This is a genomic window from Streptosporangium sp. NPDC020145 (genome assembly GCF_040631275.1).
In the GTDB taxonomy this organism is placed as follows: Bacteria; Actinomycetota; Actinomycetes; order Streptosporangiales; family Streptosporangiaceae; genus Streptosporangium.
On the sequence record NZ_JBEXZT010000027.1, the window covers coordinates 82,690 to 100,243 of the forward strand.

Consider the following 17,554-nt stretch of genomic DNA (forward strand, 5'->3'; position numbering starts at 1 on the left):
TGAGATGTCAGCGAACAGATGGAATGAGGCTCACCGTGCACCCTGACCTGGGACAACCGGCACGTTCCGATCACAACATCGCCATATGGGGGGCGCCGGGCAGCGGGAAGACCACGTTCCTCGCCGCCCTCGACATCGCTCTCATCCTCAAGAAGGGGCCGTGGCGGGTCATCGGGGCCGACGGTCCCTCGACCGACTTCCTCATCGAGATGACCACGGCGCTCTCCCACGACCAGCGCTTCCCCCCGGCGACCGGGGCACTGGGCCACTACCGCTGGTTCCTGAGCAAGAAGCCGGAGCCGCAGCCCAGACGATGGGGGCGCAGGCGCAAGGAGGAGCGCGCCTGGAAGATCGGGATCGACGTGCTGGACGCGCCGGGCCGTTCGTACCACTCCAAGCGCGGGCGCGGGACAGACCGGGAGGACCTGCTCGACAACCTCGCCTCAAGCAGGGGCATCGTCTTCCTCTTCGACCCGATCCGGGAGTTCGAGGACGGGGACGCCTTCGCCTACCTGCACGGCGTGCTGGCCGACCTCGCCCAGCGGATGCTCGCCACGGACGAGTTCGCCGACGGCATGCTGCCGCACCACCTCGCCGTCTGCGTCACCAAGTTCGACGAACTGCGGGTTCTGAAGACCGCGCAGAGCCTGAGCCTGCTGAGCCCCGACCCCGCCGACCCCCACTGCTTCCCCCGGGTCGGAGAGGAGGACGCCGAGGAGCTGTTCCAGGCCCTGTCCACCGTCTCGGCCAGCGGAAACGCGAACATGGTGCTGCCCACCCTCAAACAGTTCTTCCACCCCGACCGGATCAAGTTCTTCGTGACCTCGTCGATCGGCTTCTACCTGAACCCGATGAGGGGGACCTTCGACCCCGACGACTTCCAGAACCTGATCCCCGAGGCGCTCGGAGGCGCGGGCGGCGCACGGGACCCGCACACCCCGCCGGGAAGCGGCTACCAGATCCGCGGGCAGGCGCACCCGATCAACGTGGTCGAGCCGATGCTCTGGCTCGGGCAGCAGCTGTCGTCGAACGGGGACGCGAAGGGAGTCCGATGACCAGGGGGGAGGTGCGGCTCGCGGCGGAATGGGCTCTGTGGGGCAAGCTCTCCGACACCAGGGACGACTACAACGTCCTGGCGTGCAGCAGGGGGCGGCTGGGCCACGACGACTTCGTCAAGATCGTCACCCGCTACGCGCCGGGGACCCCCACGGACCTGCCCCAGGTGACGGTCAGCTGGGTCGGGGGAATCGACGCCCCCTACATCGGCCTGGCCATCCAGGAGTGGTCGGACCGCAGGGACCGGCTGGGCAGGCCGATCGCCGACACCCGCTACTTCTGCGTGCCCTACGGTCAGGTCGCCGACGGCCCGGTCTCCTACGAGGGGCTCTACGACGCCCTCGTCGGTCGCACGCTGCCGGTCGACGGCCCCCTCAACGTGAACGTCCCCGTCCTCGACCCGAGGGTGATCGCGGACCGGGTCGACAGGACGGCGATGAACGCCGCGGCGCTGCTGCTGACGGACGAGCAGGTCTGCGTGCTGCGGGGCGAGGCCGTCTCGATGCGCGAACGGCTGCGCTTCCTCGACACGGTCGCCGCGCTCCTGCCGTACGGCCTGCGGGCACGGCTGACGGTCTCGACGTGGACCGACAGCTCCGCCGAGCACCGGATCAAGCTCTCGTTCGCCAAGCACACCAGGGAGGGGGCGTACTCCGTCACCTGGGGGGCCGACGACGCCGTCGCCGCCCGCCGTGACATCGCGGGCCGGTACGTGGAGCTGCTCGACGCGTTCTCCCCGGAGGAGGCCGTGACCAGGCTCGCGCGGCAGACCGAGCCGCTGTCGTTCAAGGACGCCCAGCAACGGGTCCTCACCCTGCTCGACGAGGCGAGCCGCGCGACGGCGCTGATGCCCGTCAGGTGGTCGTCCGCGCAGGTCGGTGAGGCGTTGAAGGCCTGCGCCGACCTCCTTGAGCAGGAACGGTACGACGAGCTTGAGGCTCGCCTGGGAAGGCTCAACGCCGCCGCCGGTCTCCTCGACGGGGACCGGCGCCTCCACCGGGAGACCATCAGGGTGAAGCGGCTGCTGTGGGAGTACCCGAAGCTGCCCAAACGCCTGGAGACCTTCCTCTACGACACCGTCCTGGCCGTCGGGTACGGCCCCGAGCTCACCGTCGAAGGCGTGGGGAGGATCCAGGAGGAACTGGGCGGGCTGAGCAAAACGCTGGTCAACGCCATGCTGCGCATGCCCACCGAGCCCGGCGCCGTGGTGAGACTGCTGCCGCTGTGTTCCGACAACGAGCGCAAGGCGGACGTACTGCGGAAACTGCAGACCGGGGACCTGGTCAGGGCCGCTGCCGCGGAACCGTTCGACCCGCCGATCGTGCAGCTGGTCTACCGGGAGCTCGTCATGAGGGGCGGCGACGCCGCCGAGGACCCGGCGATCGCCCCGGCGCTGCGGGAGCACGGCTATCTCGCCGCCGCGATCGGGGCCGTCCATCCGGACGACGGGGAGATCCGGTTCGCCTGGTTCAAGAGCCTGCTGGTCGCGGCCTACGGCCGGTCGTTCGGGCGCGCCGAGCTTGAGGAGGTGCTCAGGTTTCCCCTCCCGCCGGAGTCGGCGGGGCTCGTCGCCGCCGCAGTCGACCTGTACGGGCCGGGCGCGCGGAACGTCGTGATGAGCGCCTTCTGCGAGTTCCTTGAGCGGGCCCGGCTCTCCACCAAGACCCTCAACCGCGTGGTCGGCCAACTGCTGCCGCCACCCGAACCGAATCCCCAGCCCGTCAGCCCCCAGCCGGTCAAGCCCCCGGTCGCCCACCTCCCGGCTGTCAGGCCGCTGGAAGGACTGAGCCCCGCCTCGTCGTCCCCCTCGCACCAGCACCAGCGTTCGCATCCGCGAGAAGGCTTCCTCTCCCGGTTCCGGCCGGCTCCGGAGCGCCGGAGCTCCGAGCCGCTCATTCCCCGGCCGGTTCTCTTCGTGCTCTTTCTCCTGCTCTTCGGCTTCATCGGGGCTGCCATCCCCTATTTGATCATGTATCGGTGAGGAAGCGTTGACCGTACGACTGACCGCCGAGTGGGCGCTGTGGGGCAAGGAACCGAGGACGCGGGACGGGGAGAAGGTGCTCGCCTGCAGCGACGGGAAGGTGGGCGGCGGCGACTTCAGCAAGATCATCACCCGCTACGCGCCGGGCACCTCCACCGAGCTGCCCCAGGTGACGATGAGCTGGTTCGGCGGCAGGGACAGCGCGCACCTGGGCCTGGCCGTACAGGAGTGGTCCGACGAGCGGGACGGGCTCGGCAGGGACATCGCGATCACCCGGTACTTCTGCGTGCCCTACGAGCGGGCCGCCGAGGGGCCGGTGTCCTTCGAGGGGCTCTACCGGGCGTTCGCCGAACGCGCGCTGCCCGTCACGGGGCCGCTCCTGGTGGACGTGCCGACGCTGGACCCGCAGGTGACCGCGCGGGCCGCCGACGAGACCGTGGTGGGCGCGGCGGCGCTGCTGCTGACCGGGCAGCCGGTCTGCGTCGTGAACGGGGAGGACGTGCCGCTGCTCGACCGCCTGCTGTTCTTCGACGCGGTGACGGCGCTGCTGCCGTACGGCTTCAGGGCGAAGATGACCGCCTCGACCTGGACGGACAGCGCCTCGCGGCACCGGATCAGGCTGTCGTTCGCCAGGCACGCCCCCGCGGGGGCGCATCCGGTCTCCTGGGGGCGCGGGGCGGAGATCCCCAAGGATCAGGACGCCGCGCGTGTCTACCACAACGCGCTCCTGGGCGGCGACCGGCTCGTGGAGCTGACGGCGCGGTTCGCCCGGGACACCCGGCCGAGGTCCATGAGCGCGGAGAACCTCGCCACGGTCCTGCCGGTGCTCGGTGAACTCGGCCTCCTCTTCGAGTTGCCTGACATATCCGATATATCGGATTTTGAGGAGTGGTTGGCGACCGGGGGAGACGAGGTGCTGACCTCGTGCGCCGACGCCCTCGGGCAGGGGAGGCTCGACATGCTCCCGCAACACCTGGTCCAGCTCAACATCCTGGCGGCGCGGGCGCGTGAGGGAGGCGAACAGGAACGCCACCGGCAGATCATCGGCAGCCGCAGACTGCTGGTGCCGGACCCCACGCTGGACCAGACGATCCAGGAACGCCTCTACGACGCGCTGCTGAGCCTGGCCTACGGGCCCCGGCTCACCGTCGACGGCCTCGACCGGATCGTCCGTGACGCGGGACGCCGGATCCCACCGCCGCTGGTGGCCGCCCTGCGCCGGATGACGGCCGCCGAGCCGGCCGTCACGGTACGGCTCACCCGCTACCTCGGCGCGGCCGAACGCGCCGCGCTCCTCGCCTCGCTGTCGCCGGACGACCTGGCCGACGCGGCGGCCAGGGAACCCGTCGATCCGCCGGCCGCCAGGACCGCCTGCGACGAGCTGGTACGGCGGGGCACCGACGAGACCGGGCGGACGGCCGTCCGCGCCGCGCTGCGGCGACGCGGGCAGCTCGTCGAGATGGTCCAGCGACTCCACCCGGGCGACCAGGAAGGCCAGATCCGGCGGCACCGCGACCTGCTGACCGCCGCCTACGGCCAGGAACCCGGGGAGGAGGCGCTGCGGGAGGTGCTCTCCGCCGGGCTTCCTCCGGCGCCGTTGCTCGCCGCGCTGGCCCTCACGTGCGCGTGGGACGCCCGCCCCCTCCTCATGAGGGAGGTGTTCCTGACGCTGCTCGGACAGGGGATCACCCGTGAGCTCCTCGACGACGTCATGCGGGAACTCGGTGAGCCGGGACGGGACCCGTCCGAGCGGCGGAGGAACACCGCCCGCCGCTCGGGACGGTCCTGACGGGTCACGCCTCGGACAGCAGGGCCGTCCAGCGGGCGTGCAGCCGTTCGACCAGGTCACGGTCGAACGGGGCCCGGTAGGTCACCTCGACCAGGCCCTCGTCGGCGACCGGGATGACGTCGAAGAACAGCCCGTACTTGGCGTGTCCCGCCTTCGGCGCCTCGATCTCGACGTCGAGGCCGGGCCACGACAGCTCGGGCACCGCCGGGTTGAGGTCGAAGACGACCTCGACCGGTGTCCCCTGGTCGCCGGGCGCGCCCAGCAGGGCGCCGAGCCGTCCCTGGAGCCCGGCGCGGTAGTCCTCGAAGGAACCGGCCGCGGTGCTGGGGACGGCCACCACGTCGAGGAAGTGCCCGGCGAAGGCGTGCTCCCGCTCGGTCGTCCTGCGGTCCACGTGGACGCCGACGGACAGCTCGGCCCTGCCGGTCACCTCGTGCAGCGCGTGGCCGAACGCGCAGAAGGCGAGCGTGAACGGCGTGCACCCCAGGCTCCTGGCGCGTTCGGCGACCGCCGCCCACAGCCCCTCGGGCAGGCGGGAGGTGTGCCGGGCCGCCGGGGCGAAGTCCTCCTCGGCGACCGGCGCCACGGCCCCGACCGGTCCCGCGTCCCCCGTGCGGGCGGGGACGGACGTGACGACCGGGGTCAGCGGAAGGCCCTTCTTCGCCTGGGCGTAGGCCTCGGTGAGGTCGGACAGCAGGAGCGCGGCGGACACCCCGTCCATGACGACGTGGTGCGCGCACAGCACGAGCGTGTGCAGGCCGGGACCGCGGTCGAGCAGCGCGGCGCGGAACAGCGGCCCCCGGTCCAGCGGGAACGGCCTGTCGGTCAGCTCCCGGATCACCTCCACCGCCGTGCCCTCAAGGAGGGGCACGTCGAGCGTGGCCTCAGGGTCACACCGCAGCAGCGTCCCGTCCCCGGAGAGTACGGCCCGCAGCGCCGGGTGACGGCGCCAGACCGCCCTGACCGCCGCGACCAGGGCGTCCCTGTCGAGGTCACCGCGCAGGTGCAGCAGCACGGTCTCGTGGTAGGCGCTCCACTCGGGGCCGTGCTCGTTCTGGAGGCGTGCCAGCCGCCGCTGCTGCGGGGTCGCGGGCCATTCGAGGGGCTTCCTCGCGGGCAGGAAACCGGCGGAACGCAGCCGGTGCACCCCCCGCTGGACCGCCTCGACCAGCTCGTCGGCGTCCCGGTCGTCGTGGGCGGTCGACAGGAAGAACGTCCGGCCCTCCCAGACGTAGAGCCCGTCGGACAGCAGGCTCTGGTACAGCATCTCCAGCTGCAACGGCTGGTAGAAGTTGGACGCGCCCCGGTACTCGAACCGCCACAGCGGGCCGAACGAGGCGATGGTGTACGGCAGCTCCTCGGCCCGGATGATCTCGGAGAGCGCGTCGGTGATCCGCTTGGCCCGGCCGTTCAGATCCTCGTAGAGCGCCGGTCCCCGGCTCTCCAGATGGTCGAGTACGGCACGGGCCGCGCTGACCGCCAGCGGATGCTTCTGGAAGGTCCCGCCGAACAGGGTCGTCGCCGCCGTCGGCGCGCTGTCGTCGCCGTAGCCCCAGCTGCCGCCGTCCATGCCGTCCATCAGGTCGGCGCGGCCCGCGATGGCCGCGATCGGCAGGCCGCCACCGAGGATCTTGCCGTAGGTCGCCATGTCGGGCGTGATGCCGAAGTATCCGGCCGCGCCCCGGATGCCGATCCGGAACCCGGTGATCATCTCGTCGAAGATCAGCACGATGCCGTTCTCGGCGGTGAAACGCCGCAGCTCGGCCAGGAACTCCGCGGGCTGCACGGACGGGTTGCGGTTCTGCACGGGCTCGACGACGATCGCGGCCAGCTCACCGGCCACACTCCGCAGGTGGGCCAGCGATTCGGCCTCGCCGTACGGAAGCACGACCGCCTCGCCGATCGCGCCGGGGGACAGGCCGGGGGCGATCGGCATGGACTGGCCGGGCTCAAGGCCGCCCCTGGCCAGGACCGCGTCCACCAGCCCGTGGTAGGACTTCTCGAAGTAGGCGATCTTGTGACGGCCGGTGGCGAGCCTGGCCAGCCGGATCGCGCCCATCACGGCCTCGGAGCCGGTGTTGCAGAACGTCACCCGGTCGTGGCCGGTGATCCGGCAGAACTGCTCGGCCAGCTCGTAGCTCTGCCGTAGCTGGTAGCCGAGGGAGAAGGCCCGGTCGAGCTGACGCCGTACGGCCTCGGAGACGAACTCGGGGGTGTGGCCGAAGAGCTGGACGCCGAACCCCATGCAGTAGTCCGTGTAGGGGTTGCCCGACTCGTCCCAGATCCTGGCGCCCTGGACCCGGTCGGCCACGATGGGGACGAGCAGCTCCTTCACCTCGGGCCTGAAGTTCGCCCACGGGCGGCTCTCGGCCAGACGAGGCCGGTAGGCGCCCGCCAGCTTCTTCGACGCCGCGTCCCGCGCGTCCATCCGCGAGGCCAGTTCGTCCACGTAACGCTGCTGGTCGTCGGTGAGCCTGCCGGCGGGACGGGACGCGGGGGCCGTGACCGGCGGAGCGGCGGCGGGCCTCGCCACGGGAGGCTCGGGGGCCTGCGGAAGTTGCGGGGCGACGCCGTTGACCACGGGGGCGGGGGCGGGGAGAACGGAAGGCGCGGGGGCACCACCGGGGGCGAGCGCCCGCAGCTGCTCCCGCATGAGGGCGAGCTGCTCGGCGACGACATGGGCGACGGTCGCGTCGACCGGCCCCGGCGCCGTGTTCTGCGCCAGGCCGTACACCAGGTTCTGGGCCGTGTTCTGCACCGTGTTCTGGGGCAGGGGCGAGACCGGGACCACCGTCTGGGTCGTCGCCGTGGTGACCGCGACCGTCGTGGTCACCGGCGTGGTCTGCGCCGGGGCCTGCGCCTCGACGGCGGAGGCCAGCGCCCGCACGGTCGGGTGCTCGTCGAACAGCATCGTCGGCTGGAAGGCGGTCCCGTACCGCTCGTTGATCTGCGAGACGACCTTCAGCAGAACCAGGCTGTCTGCGCCCAGGTCCAGGAACCTGGCGTGGTCGGAGAGCTCGGCGGGACTCAGCTTGAGGTGTCCGGCGAGCAGCGTCCTGATCGTGGTGACGACGTCGTCCCTCATGCCGCTTTCCTTCGAGTTCTCGGTGAGCGCCCAGTGACGGGTCCGCTGCCAGGGATAGGTGGGGAGGCCGGGCAGGAACGCGCCGCCGGGGGAGACGGCCGTCCAGTCCAGTTCGGCCCCCGCTAGATAGAGATCGACGAGCGTGGGGACGGTGCCGCCGTCGCGGTGCGCCTGCACGACACGGGCGGTGCCGCCGTTGCGCCGCGCGGTCCTGACGATCCCCGACGCGAGGGTCGGCTTCGGGCCGATCTCAAGGAAGGCGCCGAACCCCATCTCGACCAGCGCCTCGACCGCCTCCTGGAAGCGGACGGGCCCGGTGATGCCCTCCGCCCAGTAGTCGGCGTCGAGCCGTACGCCGTTCACGATCGCGCCCAGCGAGGTCGAGCAGAACAACGCGGTCCCGCCGGGGGCCGTCGGCGCGACCCGCGCCCGCCGCATCGCCTCGGCGGCGGGCCGCATCAGCGGGCTGTGGAAGGCGTACTCGCCGGGCAGCGGCGTGCAGGTGAACCCGGCCTTCCTCAGCGCCTCGGTCGCGGTGGTCAGGGCGGGCCCGGGGCCGGAGACCACGAAGGCGCCGGGGCCGTTGTGGGCGGCGACCACGACCTCGTCCCCGAGGTACGGCGCCGCGTCGGCCACCGGACCGCCCACGGCGACCACGTGACCGCTCCCGTGGGCCAGCCGCATCGCGGCCCCGCGCGCGGCCGTCAGCCGGGCCGCCGACTCCAGGCCCAGCAGCCCCGCCGCGTAGGCCGCGGCCGTCTCTCCCGCGCTGTGCCCGACGACGGCCGCCGGGACGATCCCCAGGGAACGCCACAGCTCGTACAGCCCGGCCTGGAAGGTGAACAGCGTCGCCTGCGCCACGTCGGTGTACGGCGGCAGCGCCTCCTGCCCGGTGAGCAGCTCCCGCACGGAGACGTCCAGCTCGGCGCGGAAGACCGGCTCGCAACGCGCCACGACCTCGGCGAAGGGGGCCCGGTCCATCAGGTGACGGGCCATGCCCGGGTACTGGGCGCCCTGACCGGAGAAGACCAGCACCGGGTCCCGCCAGGGCGGCCCGTCGTCGGAGGTCCTCGGCAGGTCCCGCAGCTCGTCCAGGAGCCGCGCCCTGCCCTCGGCGCCGTCCGCCACGACCAGGGCGGCCCGGTGCCGGTGGTGTGCCCGCCGTACGGCCGCGCTGTGGCACAGGTCGGTGAGGGAGACCTCCTCGTGCGCCGCGACGAAGTCGGCGTAACGCCCGGCCAGGACCCGCAGGGCCTTCGCACTGCGCGCGGAGAGCGGCAGCACCAGCGGCCCGCCCCCGGCCTCGGTTCCGCCCCCGGCTTCGGTTCCGGCTTCGGGCTCGATTCCGGCCTCGGTTTCGGTTTCGGCCCTGGCTTCGAGTTCGGTCCCGCGGGCGGTGTCCGGTGGTTCGGGGGCGCGGGCCGTACGGGTGGGGGCGGCGGAGACGACGACGTGCGCGTTGGTGCCGCCGAAGCCGAACGAGCTGACGGCCCCGACCAGCGGTCCCTCGCCGGTCCAGGCGAGCGGTTCGGTGACCACCCGCATCCTGGTGCCCTCAAGCCTGAGCCTGGGGTTGGGCGGGGTCGAGTGCAGCGAGGCGGGCAGGTGGCCGTTGCGCAGGCACAGGACCAGCTTGACCAGCCCCGCGATCCCGGCCGCCGCCTCGGCGTGCCCGATGTTGGACTTCACCGAGCCGACGTGACACAGGCCCGCCTTCCGCCTGCCGTACGTGCGGGTCAGCGCGCCCATCTCGATCGGGTCACCCAGCGCGGTGCCCGAACCGTGCGCCTCGACGTAGGAGACCGCCTCGGCGGGCAGGTCCGCGTCGGCGAGCGCGGCCCGGATCACCGCCTCCTGGGCGGGACCGTTGGGCGCGGTCAGGCCGTTGCTCCGGCCGTCCTGGTTGACCGCGGAGCCCCGGATGACGGCCAGGATCTCGTCACCGTCGCGCACGGCCGCGTCGAGCGGCTTGAGCAGCAGCAGGGCACAGCCGTCGGAACGCACGAAACCGTCGCCGTCAGCGCCGAAGGAACGGCACCGTCCGTCCGAGGCCATCATCCCGAACCTGGACAGCGACACCCAGTTCTCCGGCGCCAGCACGAGATTGACCGCCCCGGCCAGCGCCACCGGGCAGGAACCGCGCCGCAGGCTCTGCACCGCCATGTCCACCGCCACCAGCCCCGAGGAACAGGCGGTGTCGATCGCGACACTCGGCCCGTGCATGTCCCAGGCGTAGGAGATGCGGTTGGCCGCGATGGACAGGGCCTGACCGGTGCTGAAGTACGGCCCGATGGCCGACAGGTCACCGCCCAGGGCACGGCCGTACTCGCTGCCGCTGATGCCGACGAAGACCCCGCAGTCACGGACCAGGTCGTGGGTCGGCGGCAGCCCGGCACGTTCCATCGCCTCGTAGGCGACCTCAAGCAACAACCGCTGCTGGGGGTCCATCTGCTCGGCCTCGGCGGGGGAGAGACCGAAGAAGGCGGCGTCGAACTCCTCGATCCCGTCGACGCAGCCCGCCCACCGGCTGCTGATCTTCCCGGCCTCCGCCGGGTCCGCCGAGTACAGCCTCTCGACGGACCACCGGCTGTGCGGCACCTCCCCGACGGCGTCCACCCCGTCGACCAGGAGCCGCCACAGCTCCTCGGGCGAGGTGACACCGCCGGGGAAGCGGCAGGCCATCGCGACGACGGCGATCTCCTTCACTCTGATTCCAGTGCTTTGGCCAGGTCGGAGATGGTCGGGTAGTCGAAGACCATCGACGAGGGGACCGGCGTGCCGAGCAGACGCTCCAGCTCCCCGGCCAGCTCGTGGGCACCCTTGGAGTCGAGACCGTAGTCGGCGAAGGGAACGTGGTCGTCGAGCTGGGTGACCGGGACGCCGACCACCCTGCCCAGCAGGAACCTGAGCATCGGCTTGGCCGCGGCGGCGCTGACCCGCGCCGAGACCACGGTCCGCTCCGCGCGGTGACGAACCCGCAGCTCACCGGCGGCGAGCCTGCGACCGCACTCGTTCCTGCGGACCTTGCCACTCGACGTCTTCGGCACGCTGCCCGGCTGGACCAGGGCGATCACGTCGAGCTTGAGCTGGAACGTCTCGGAGATCGCCCGCTGGATCGTGGTCGCCGTCGCCGCGAGCGCCTCCTCGGACTGGTTGCCGCGAACCTCGCAGACCATGCCGACCGAGTCACCGTCCTGGAAGGCCGCCAGGCAGCCGGGACGGATCTGCGGATCGGCCCGCTCGGCCACCTGCTCCAGGTCCACCGGGTGGTAGTTCTGGCCCCGGACGATGATGACGTCCTTGAGCCTGCCGGTGACGTACAGCTCACCCTCGTGGAAGAAGCCCAGGTCACCGGTGTACAGCTCGGTCATCTTGGCCGGGTCCCCGTGGAAGCCCCGCGCCACGCCCCACCCGGTCACCCGGATCTCGCCGACGGCGTCCTCCGGCAGCTGCTCGCGGGTCGTCGGGGAGACGATCGAGACGTTGATGCCGGGGATCGGGCGTCCGCAGGACAGGAGCGTCCGCCCGGTCGGCGACAGTTTGACGACGCTCTCGGCGAGCGCGTCCCGGTCGGCGACGACCCGGCCCGGCATCTCGTGCAACGGGGGAGTCGTCACCGCGAGCGTGCACTCGGCCAGGCCGTACGAGGGGCGCATCGCGGCGGGGTCGAAGCCGTACGGGGCGAAGGCCTCGACGAAACGGTCGACGGTCTCGGCCTGCACCGGCTCGGCGCCGTTGATCGCCACCCGCCAGGTGTCCAGCCGCAACCCGGCCCGCCTGGCCTCGGGAATCCTGCGCAGGCACAGGTCGTAGGCGAAGTCGGGGGCGGCGGCGTGGGTGCCTCCGAAGTCGGAGATCGCCCGCAGCCAGCGCTCCGGGTCACGCACGAAGGCCTGCGGCGACAGCGTCACGATGCGGGCACCCCGCAGCAGCGGGACCAGGGTGCCCAGCACGAGGCCGAGGTCGTGGAAGACCGGCACCCAGGTCACCAGCACCGACTCGGCGTCGAGGCCGAGCGCGGCACCGAAGTAGTCGACCTCGTCGAGCACGTTGCCGTGCGTGATCTCGATGCCGCGCGGCGAACCGGTCGAGCCCGAGGTGTACTGCAGGTAGGCGACGTCGTCCCGCCGGGCCGTACGTTCACGCGCGGGTCCCGGCTCGCCCGGTGTGGCGTGGCTGAGCCACGTCACCTCCGACAGGCGCGGGCTCAGCGCGACCACGTCGGCCACGGCCACCTGACGGGCGGCCGCCGCCGCGGTGATCCCGGCGTCCTCGACGATCCTGGTGAGGCGTTCGGCGGCCCGGTGGTAGGGGATCTGCGGTTCGGGCGCGGGGACGGGAACCGCCCCGGCCATCAGACAGCCGAAGAACTCCACGACGAAGTCGACGCCCGCGTTGTGCAGCAGCATGACGTGCTGCCCGGGGGCGACGACCGCGCTCAACCTGGTGGCGAACTCGGTGGCTCTGGCGTGGAGCTCGCCGAAGGTCACCTCCAGCTGCCTGGGCGTGTGCCCGGCCTCGAAGTCAAGATGGGTGACGGCCAGCCGGTCCGGCCGTAAGCGCGCCTGGTGCGCGAGGGCGTCCTCGATGAGCTGCACGGGCTCAGATCCGTTCACGCAGGCTGCGCGGGCGCATGTCGGTCCACACCTTCTCGATGTGGGCCAGGCACTCGTCCTCGGACCCCCGATGGCCGGCGTCGGCCCACCCCGGGGGGAGCGTCCGTTCCGCGGGCCATATCGAGTATTGGTCTTCGTCGTTGACCACGACGACGTGGGTCATTGGAGCTCCTCGCGGTAGTTGGAGTACGGCTGGGAGGTCATGGCGTGCACGGCCCGCAGGAAGGAGTCCGCGTAGTCCGCGGCGACCGTGTGCGGCAGTTTCGAGGCCGGATAGTCGGCGATGAGCAGAGCCCGGTCCGTGGACGGGTCCTGCACGAACCCGATGCTGAGCGTGAAGTGGTTGGGTTCGTACCGCATCGTCGGCGCGCACCCGATGCGGTCGTCGTCGATCCGGACCCCGGCGAGCGCGTGGAACCGGTTGAATCCGAAGTTGGCGTCCAGATTCCAGTCGCGCATGTGACGGGCGAGCGTCGCGAACGGCACCCGCCGGTGGGGCATGATCGCCGTCTCCTCCCGGTGCACCCGTCGTACCAGGTCGATCCAGGTCCCCCCGTCGAGACTGACGGAGAAGGGGACCGTGTTGAGGAACAGGCCGAGCGCCTCGGTGCCCGCCTCCTCCTCGACCCTGCCGTTGACGCCGAGACCGGTGACGACCTCCGTGCGGCCCGACACCCGGCCGAGGGCGACCAGGTGGGCGGTCAGGGCGACGCTCTTCCTGCTGGTGCCCGCCGTCACGGCCAGCTGGGACATCGCCCGGAACAGCTCGCCGTTCACCTCGCGGTCGATGCTGTGCGCCACGGTCGCCGTCTGGCCGAGACCGGTGAACAGGGTGCCGTCCACCCCCGACAGGCGTTCCTTCCAGAACGCGACCGACTCCGCCGAACCCGCCGCTGCCCGTTCCAGGGCGATGAACCTGCTGAAACGCGACTTCGGCGGTGCCGCGGGCGGCGTCTCGGGGTGGTCGCGCAGCAGGGTGTGCCGCTTGAGGATCTCGGCGACCAGTGAGGTGAAGCTCCAGCCGTCCAGGATCGCGTGGTGCTCGGTGAGCGTGAGCTGGAAGGCCGTCGGGGACAGCCGCTGGGCCGTCACCCGGAACAGCGGGGCCGTACGCAGGTCGAACGGGGTCGCCCACTCCCGTTCGACGAGCGCGGTGATCGCCGCCTGCTGGTCGGCCCCCTGGAGGTCCTCGACGATCAGCGGCGACGGCGCGGCACGGTGGACGAGCTGCATGGGCTCGCTGAAGGAGGCCAGGTCGAGGGAGGTGCGCAGCACCGGGTGCCGCGCCACGGCCTCGGTCAGGACCCTGGCGAGCGCCTCCTCGTCCAGCGGCGTCGCCACCCGGTAGCTGTTGACGTTGTGGTACGGCCGCCGCTCGGGTTCGAGCTCCATGTGGTAGACCATCGCCAGCTGCATGGAGGTCATCGGGTAGGCGTCCACGACGTCGTCGAGCGCCTCGACCCGCCGCCGGTCGCCCTCGCTGAGCAGCGAGAACGGCTCGGGAGGCGGCCCGTCCTCGGCCGGGGTCATCAGGACCGCCGCGTCGTGGACCACGGGGTGGGCGAACAGCACGTCGAGCGGCAGCGCGTACCCCGACCGCCTGAGCCGTCCTGAGACCTGCACGCTGCGCACCGAGTCGCCGCCCAGCTCGAAGAAGTTGTCGTCCCTGCCGACCCGGTCCAGCTTCAGCACCTCGGCCAGGGCGTCGGCCAGCGCCTGCTCCGCGGGGCCGCTCGGCGGGTCGTAGGGCCGCTCCCCGCGTCCCGGGTCGGGCAGCGCCCGCTGGTCCACCTTGCCGTTCGGGGTCAGCGGGATGCCGTCCAGCGGCACGACCGCCGACGGCACCATGTAGTCCGGCAGCCTGGCCGCCAGGTAGGCGCGCAGTTCGGACGCCCCCGGCCACCCGTCGCGGGGCACGACGTAGGCCAGCAGCCGCCCCTCCCTGACCACGACCACGCAGGAACGCACCGCGTCGTGCCCGTCGAGGACCCGCTGGATCTCACCCGGTTCGATGCGGAAACCACGGATCTTGACCTGGTCGTCGATCCTGCCGAGATACTCCAGGTCCCCGCCGGGCAGCCTGCGGACCAGGTCACCGCTGCGGTAACGCCGCGCTCCCGGCCTCGCCGGGTCGGGCACGAAACGCGAGGCGGTCAGCCCGGGGCGGCCCACGTAGACGCCGGTCACCCCGTACCCGCCGACGTACAGCTCCCCGGGAATCCCGTCCGGTACGGCCCGGCCGTACCGGTCGACGATCTCAGCAGACAGGTGGGGCAACGGCCGCCCGATCACACTTCGGTCGAAGGGCGTCTCCGGGGTGATGTCGTAGGCCGTGACGTGGACCGTCGTCTCGGTGATGCCGTACATGTTGCACAACCGGGCGTTCGGCCCCGCCCCGGTGGCGAACCACCGGCGCACGTGGTGCGGCTGCAGCGCCTCACCGCCGAAGACGATCAGCCTGAGGTCGTCGAGGACCCTCGGCGCCTCCTCGAAGAGGCCGACGAGCTGGCCGAACGCGGAGGGCGTCTGGCTGAGGCAGGTGACCCGCTCCCGCCGCAGGAGGCCGGCGAAGTCCTCCGGCGACCTGGCGACCTCTTTCGGCACGACCACCAGGCGCCCGCCGTACAGCAGGGCACCCCACATCTCCCACACGGAGAAGTCGAAGGTGTAGGAGTGGAACAGCGTCCACACGTCCCCCGGGCCGGGGGTGAAACGCTCCTCGGTCGCGTCGAACAGCTCCGCCACGTTCGCGTGGGTGACGGCCACCCCCTTCGGACGGCCGGTCGATCCCGAGGTGTAGATGATGTACGCGGTCGTCCCGACGGGGACGGCCAGGCCGAGGTTGTCCGACGGGTGGTCGGCGATGGCCTCCGCCTCCTCGTCGAGCCCGACGGTGACGCCCTCCCCCGCCCGGTCGGCGACGACCACCTTGGCACCCGCGTCCTCAAGCAGGAACGCCACCCGTTCCGCCGGGGTCTCCGGGGCGATCGGCAGGTAGGCGGCGCCCGCCTTCAGCACCGCGAGCACGGCCTCGACCTGGCGGGGAGTGCGTTCGAGCAGCAGGGCGACCCGGTCGCCCGGCCGTACGCCACGGGCCCGCAGGTGACGGGCCAGCCGGTTGGCCCTGGCGTTGAGCTCCTCGTAGGTGACGTCGGTCGCGATCCGCTCCCGGTGCAGGGCGGTGACCGCCTCGAAACGCTCGTGCAGGCAGGCCCGGGGCTCACGGCTCACCGGTACGGCGACGCCGTGCCCGTCACCGGAGGTCAGGGGCAGTTCGGAGACCGACGTCCCCGGCGCCTCGACGGCGGCGCTCAACAGGGTCAGCCAGTGCCCGACCAGCCGTTCGACCGTGGCGGCGTCGAACAGGCCCGTGGCGTACTCGACCTCGCCCCGCATGCGGCGCCCGTCGTCGAAGACGGACAGCAGCAGGTCGAACTTGGCGGTGCCGGTGGTCATGACACGCGGGGTCCCGCTCACCTCGCCGAGCCGCATCGGCCCGGTGCCCTGCGCGCCGTGCGCGCCGAAGGCGACGTTCATCAGCGGCCGGTCGACGACCATGTCGAGCGGCGCCCGGTGGTGGTCGAGATCCTCCATGACGTCACGGCCGACCGCGGCCAGCAGCTCGTGGAAGCTCTCCCCGCCGTCGATCCTGGTGCGCAGCGGCAGCACCGTGACGAAGTCGCCGATGAGGTCCTCGATCTCGATCCGGTCCCGGCCCGCGACCGGGGAGCCGATGACCAGGTCGTCCTGGCCGGTGTAGCGGTGCAGCAACACCGCGAACGCGGTGAACAGCACGACGAACGGGGTGACCTCCTCGTCCATGGCCAGCACCCGCACCCGTTCGGTCACCTCGGGCGGCAGGTCGAACAGGTGGGTCGCCCCCTCCGTCAACCGCACCGGGGGACGGGGCCGGTCGGTGTGCAGCGTCACCCGTTCCGGAGCACCCGCCAGACGCCGCTGCCAGTAGTCGAGGTCCTCACGCGGGTCCTGCTCCCGCTGCCACGCCGCGTAGTCGGCGTACTGGATCGGAGGCGCGGGCAGCCGGGGCGTACGGCCCTCGGCCCGCGCGGTGTACAGCACGGCCAGTTCGTGCTCGAAGACCTGCAGCGAGAGCCCGTCACAGGCGATGTGGTGGAAGACGACCACCAGGACGCACCCGTCCTCGGCCCAGCGCAGCAGCCGCGCCCGGACCGGCAGGTCACGCTCCAGGTCGAACGGCCTGCGCGCCTCGTCGAGGACCAGGTCGTCGACGGCCTCCGGCGCGCACTCGGTCACCGCCAGCGCGAACGCCGCCTCCTGCTTGACCACCTGGTACGGCTCCGACACCGAGGCGAGGAACGCGCTGCGCAGGATGTCGTGCCGCCCGACGATCGTCTCAAGGCACTCCGCGAGCAGGGCGGCGTCGACCGGCCCTTCGAGCCGCAACACCCAGGGGATGTTGTGCAACGCGGTGCCCGGGGTCAGCCGGTCGAGCAGCCACAGGGCACGCTGGCCGTACGTGAGCGGGGCCGTCTCCAGGTTTCCCGGCCTGAGCGGCTGCCAGCCGTGTTCGACGGTCGTCATGTCAGTCCTCCCCGTCCGTGAGGCCGGCCACGGCCGCCGCCCACTCGTGGTCACTCATCTCCGGCAGTGCGGCGACGGCCTCGGCCCGGCGCAGTACGGCCTCCGGCGAGGACGCCTTCTCCAGCAGCACCGCGGCCTGTTTCGCGACGGTCCTCGCGGTGAAGAACACCCGGGGCGGCAGGTCGATCCGCAGCGCCACGGCGACCCGCGCCTTCACCTTGGCGATCGCGAACGAGTGCGCCCCCAGCTCGAACACGTCGTCCTCGGCGCCCACGGACGCCAGGCCGAGCACCCGTCCCCAGATGTCGGCGAGGGTACGGCGCACCGGGTCGGTCTCCCCGGCGACCTCCCGCACGGCCGCCTGGTCGTTCGGTAGGGGGGTGAGGGTGTGGGGTGGGGGCAGGGCGTTGCGGTCGGTCTTGCCGTTGTGGGTGGTGGGCAGGTGGGTCAGGGGCAGGTAGGTG

Annotated in this window: 8 protein-coding genes; 3 read left to right on the forward strand and 5 right to left on the reverse strand. The window is 72.0% G+C overall.

What is annotated here, in order from left to right; translation table 11 throughout:
- Nucleotides 1-35: 35 nt before the first annotated feature.
- Genes ABZ463_RS34100 through ABZ463_RS34110 form a run of 3 tightly spaced genes read left to right on the forward strand, consistent with a single transcriptional unit; the run spans nucleotide 36 to nucleotide 4,826 of the window.
- Nucleotides 36-1,055, forward strand: coding sequence for a hypothetical protein (locus tag ABZ463_RS34100; RefSeq protein ID WP_362782557.1), 1,020 nt, complete (start codon nucleotides 36-38; stop codon nucleotides 1,053-1,055).
- Nucleotides 1,052-3,037, forward strand: coding sequence for a hypothetical protein (locus ABZ463_RS34105; RefSeq protein ID WP_362782560.1), 1,986 nt, complete (start codon nucleotides 1,052-1,054; stop codon nucleotides 3,035-3,037). Before ABZ463_RS34100 ends, ABZ463_RS34105 begins: the two co-directional genes overlap by 4 nt.
- 7 nt (nucleotides 3,038-3,044) lie before the next feature.
- On the forward strand, nucleotides 3,045-4,826 hold the full coding sequence (locus ABZ463_RS34110; RefSeq protein WP_362782562.1) for a hypothetical protein: 1,782 nt from the start codon (nucleotides 3,045-3,047) through the stop codon (nucleotides 4,824-4,826).
- Between the two features lie 4 nt (nucleotides 4,827-4,830).
- On the opposite strand, the gene ABZ463_RS34115 is transcribed toward ABZ463_RS34110, so the two are convergent.
- The 5 genes from ABZ463_RS34115 to ABZ463_RS34135 all read right to left on the reverse strand — a co-directional run.
- A complete protein-coding gene (locus ABZ463_RS34115; RefSeq protein WP_362782564.1) occupies nucleotides 4,831-10,617 on the reverse strand; it encodes an aminotransferase class III-fold pyridoxal phosphate-dependent enzyme in 5,787 nt (1,928 codons plus the stop codon).
- Nucleotides 10,614-12,527: an AMP-binding protein gene (locus ABZ463_RS34120; protein WP_362782566.1), complete on the reverse strand. Its 1,914-nt coding sequence runs from the start codon at nucleotides 12,525-12,527 to the stop codon at nucleotides 10,614-10,616. Before ABZ463_RS34120 ends, ABZ463_RS34115 begins: the two co-directional genes overlap by 4 nt.
- Nucleotides 12,514-12,690, reverse strand: a complete 177-nt coding sequence (locus ABZ463_RS34125) for an MbtH family NRPS accessory protein (RefSeq protein ID WP_352012967.1) — start codon at nucleotides 12,688-12,690, stop codon at nucleotides 12,514-12,516. The genes ABZ463_RS34120 and ABZ463_RS34125 overlap by 14 nt, the downstream gene beginning before the upstream one ends.
- Entirely contained in the window at nucleotides 12,687-17,090 is a 4,404-nt protein-coding gene (locus ABZ463_RS34130; RefSeq protein ID WP_362782569.1) for an amino acid adenylation domain-containing protein, read from the reverse strand. The genes ABZ463_RS34125 and ABZ463_RS34130 overlap by 4 nt, the downstream gene beginning before the upstream one ends.
- A gap of 1 nt (nucleotide 17,091) precedes the next feature.
- On the reverse strand, nucleotides 17,092-17,554 hold a 463-nt coding region (locus ABZ463_RS34135), incomplete at its 5' end, for a phosphopantetheine-binding protein (protein WP_362782572.1).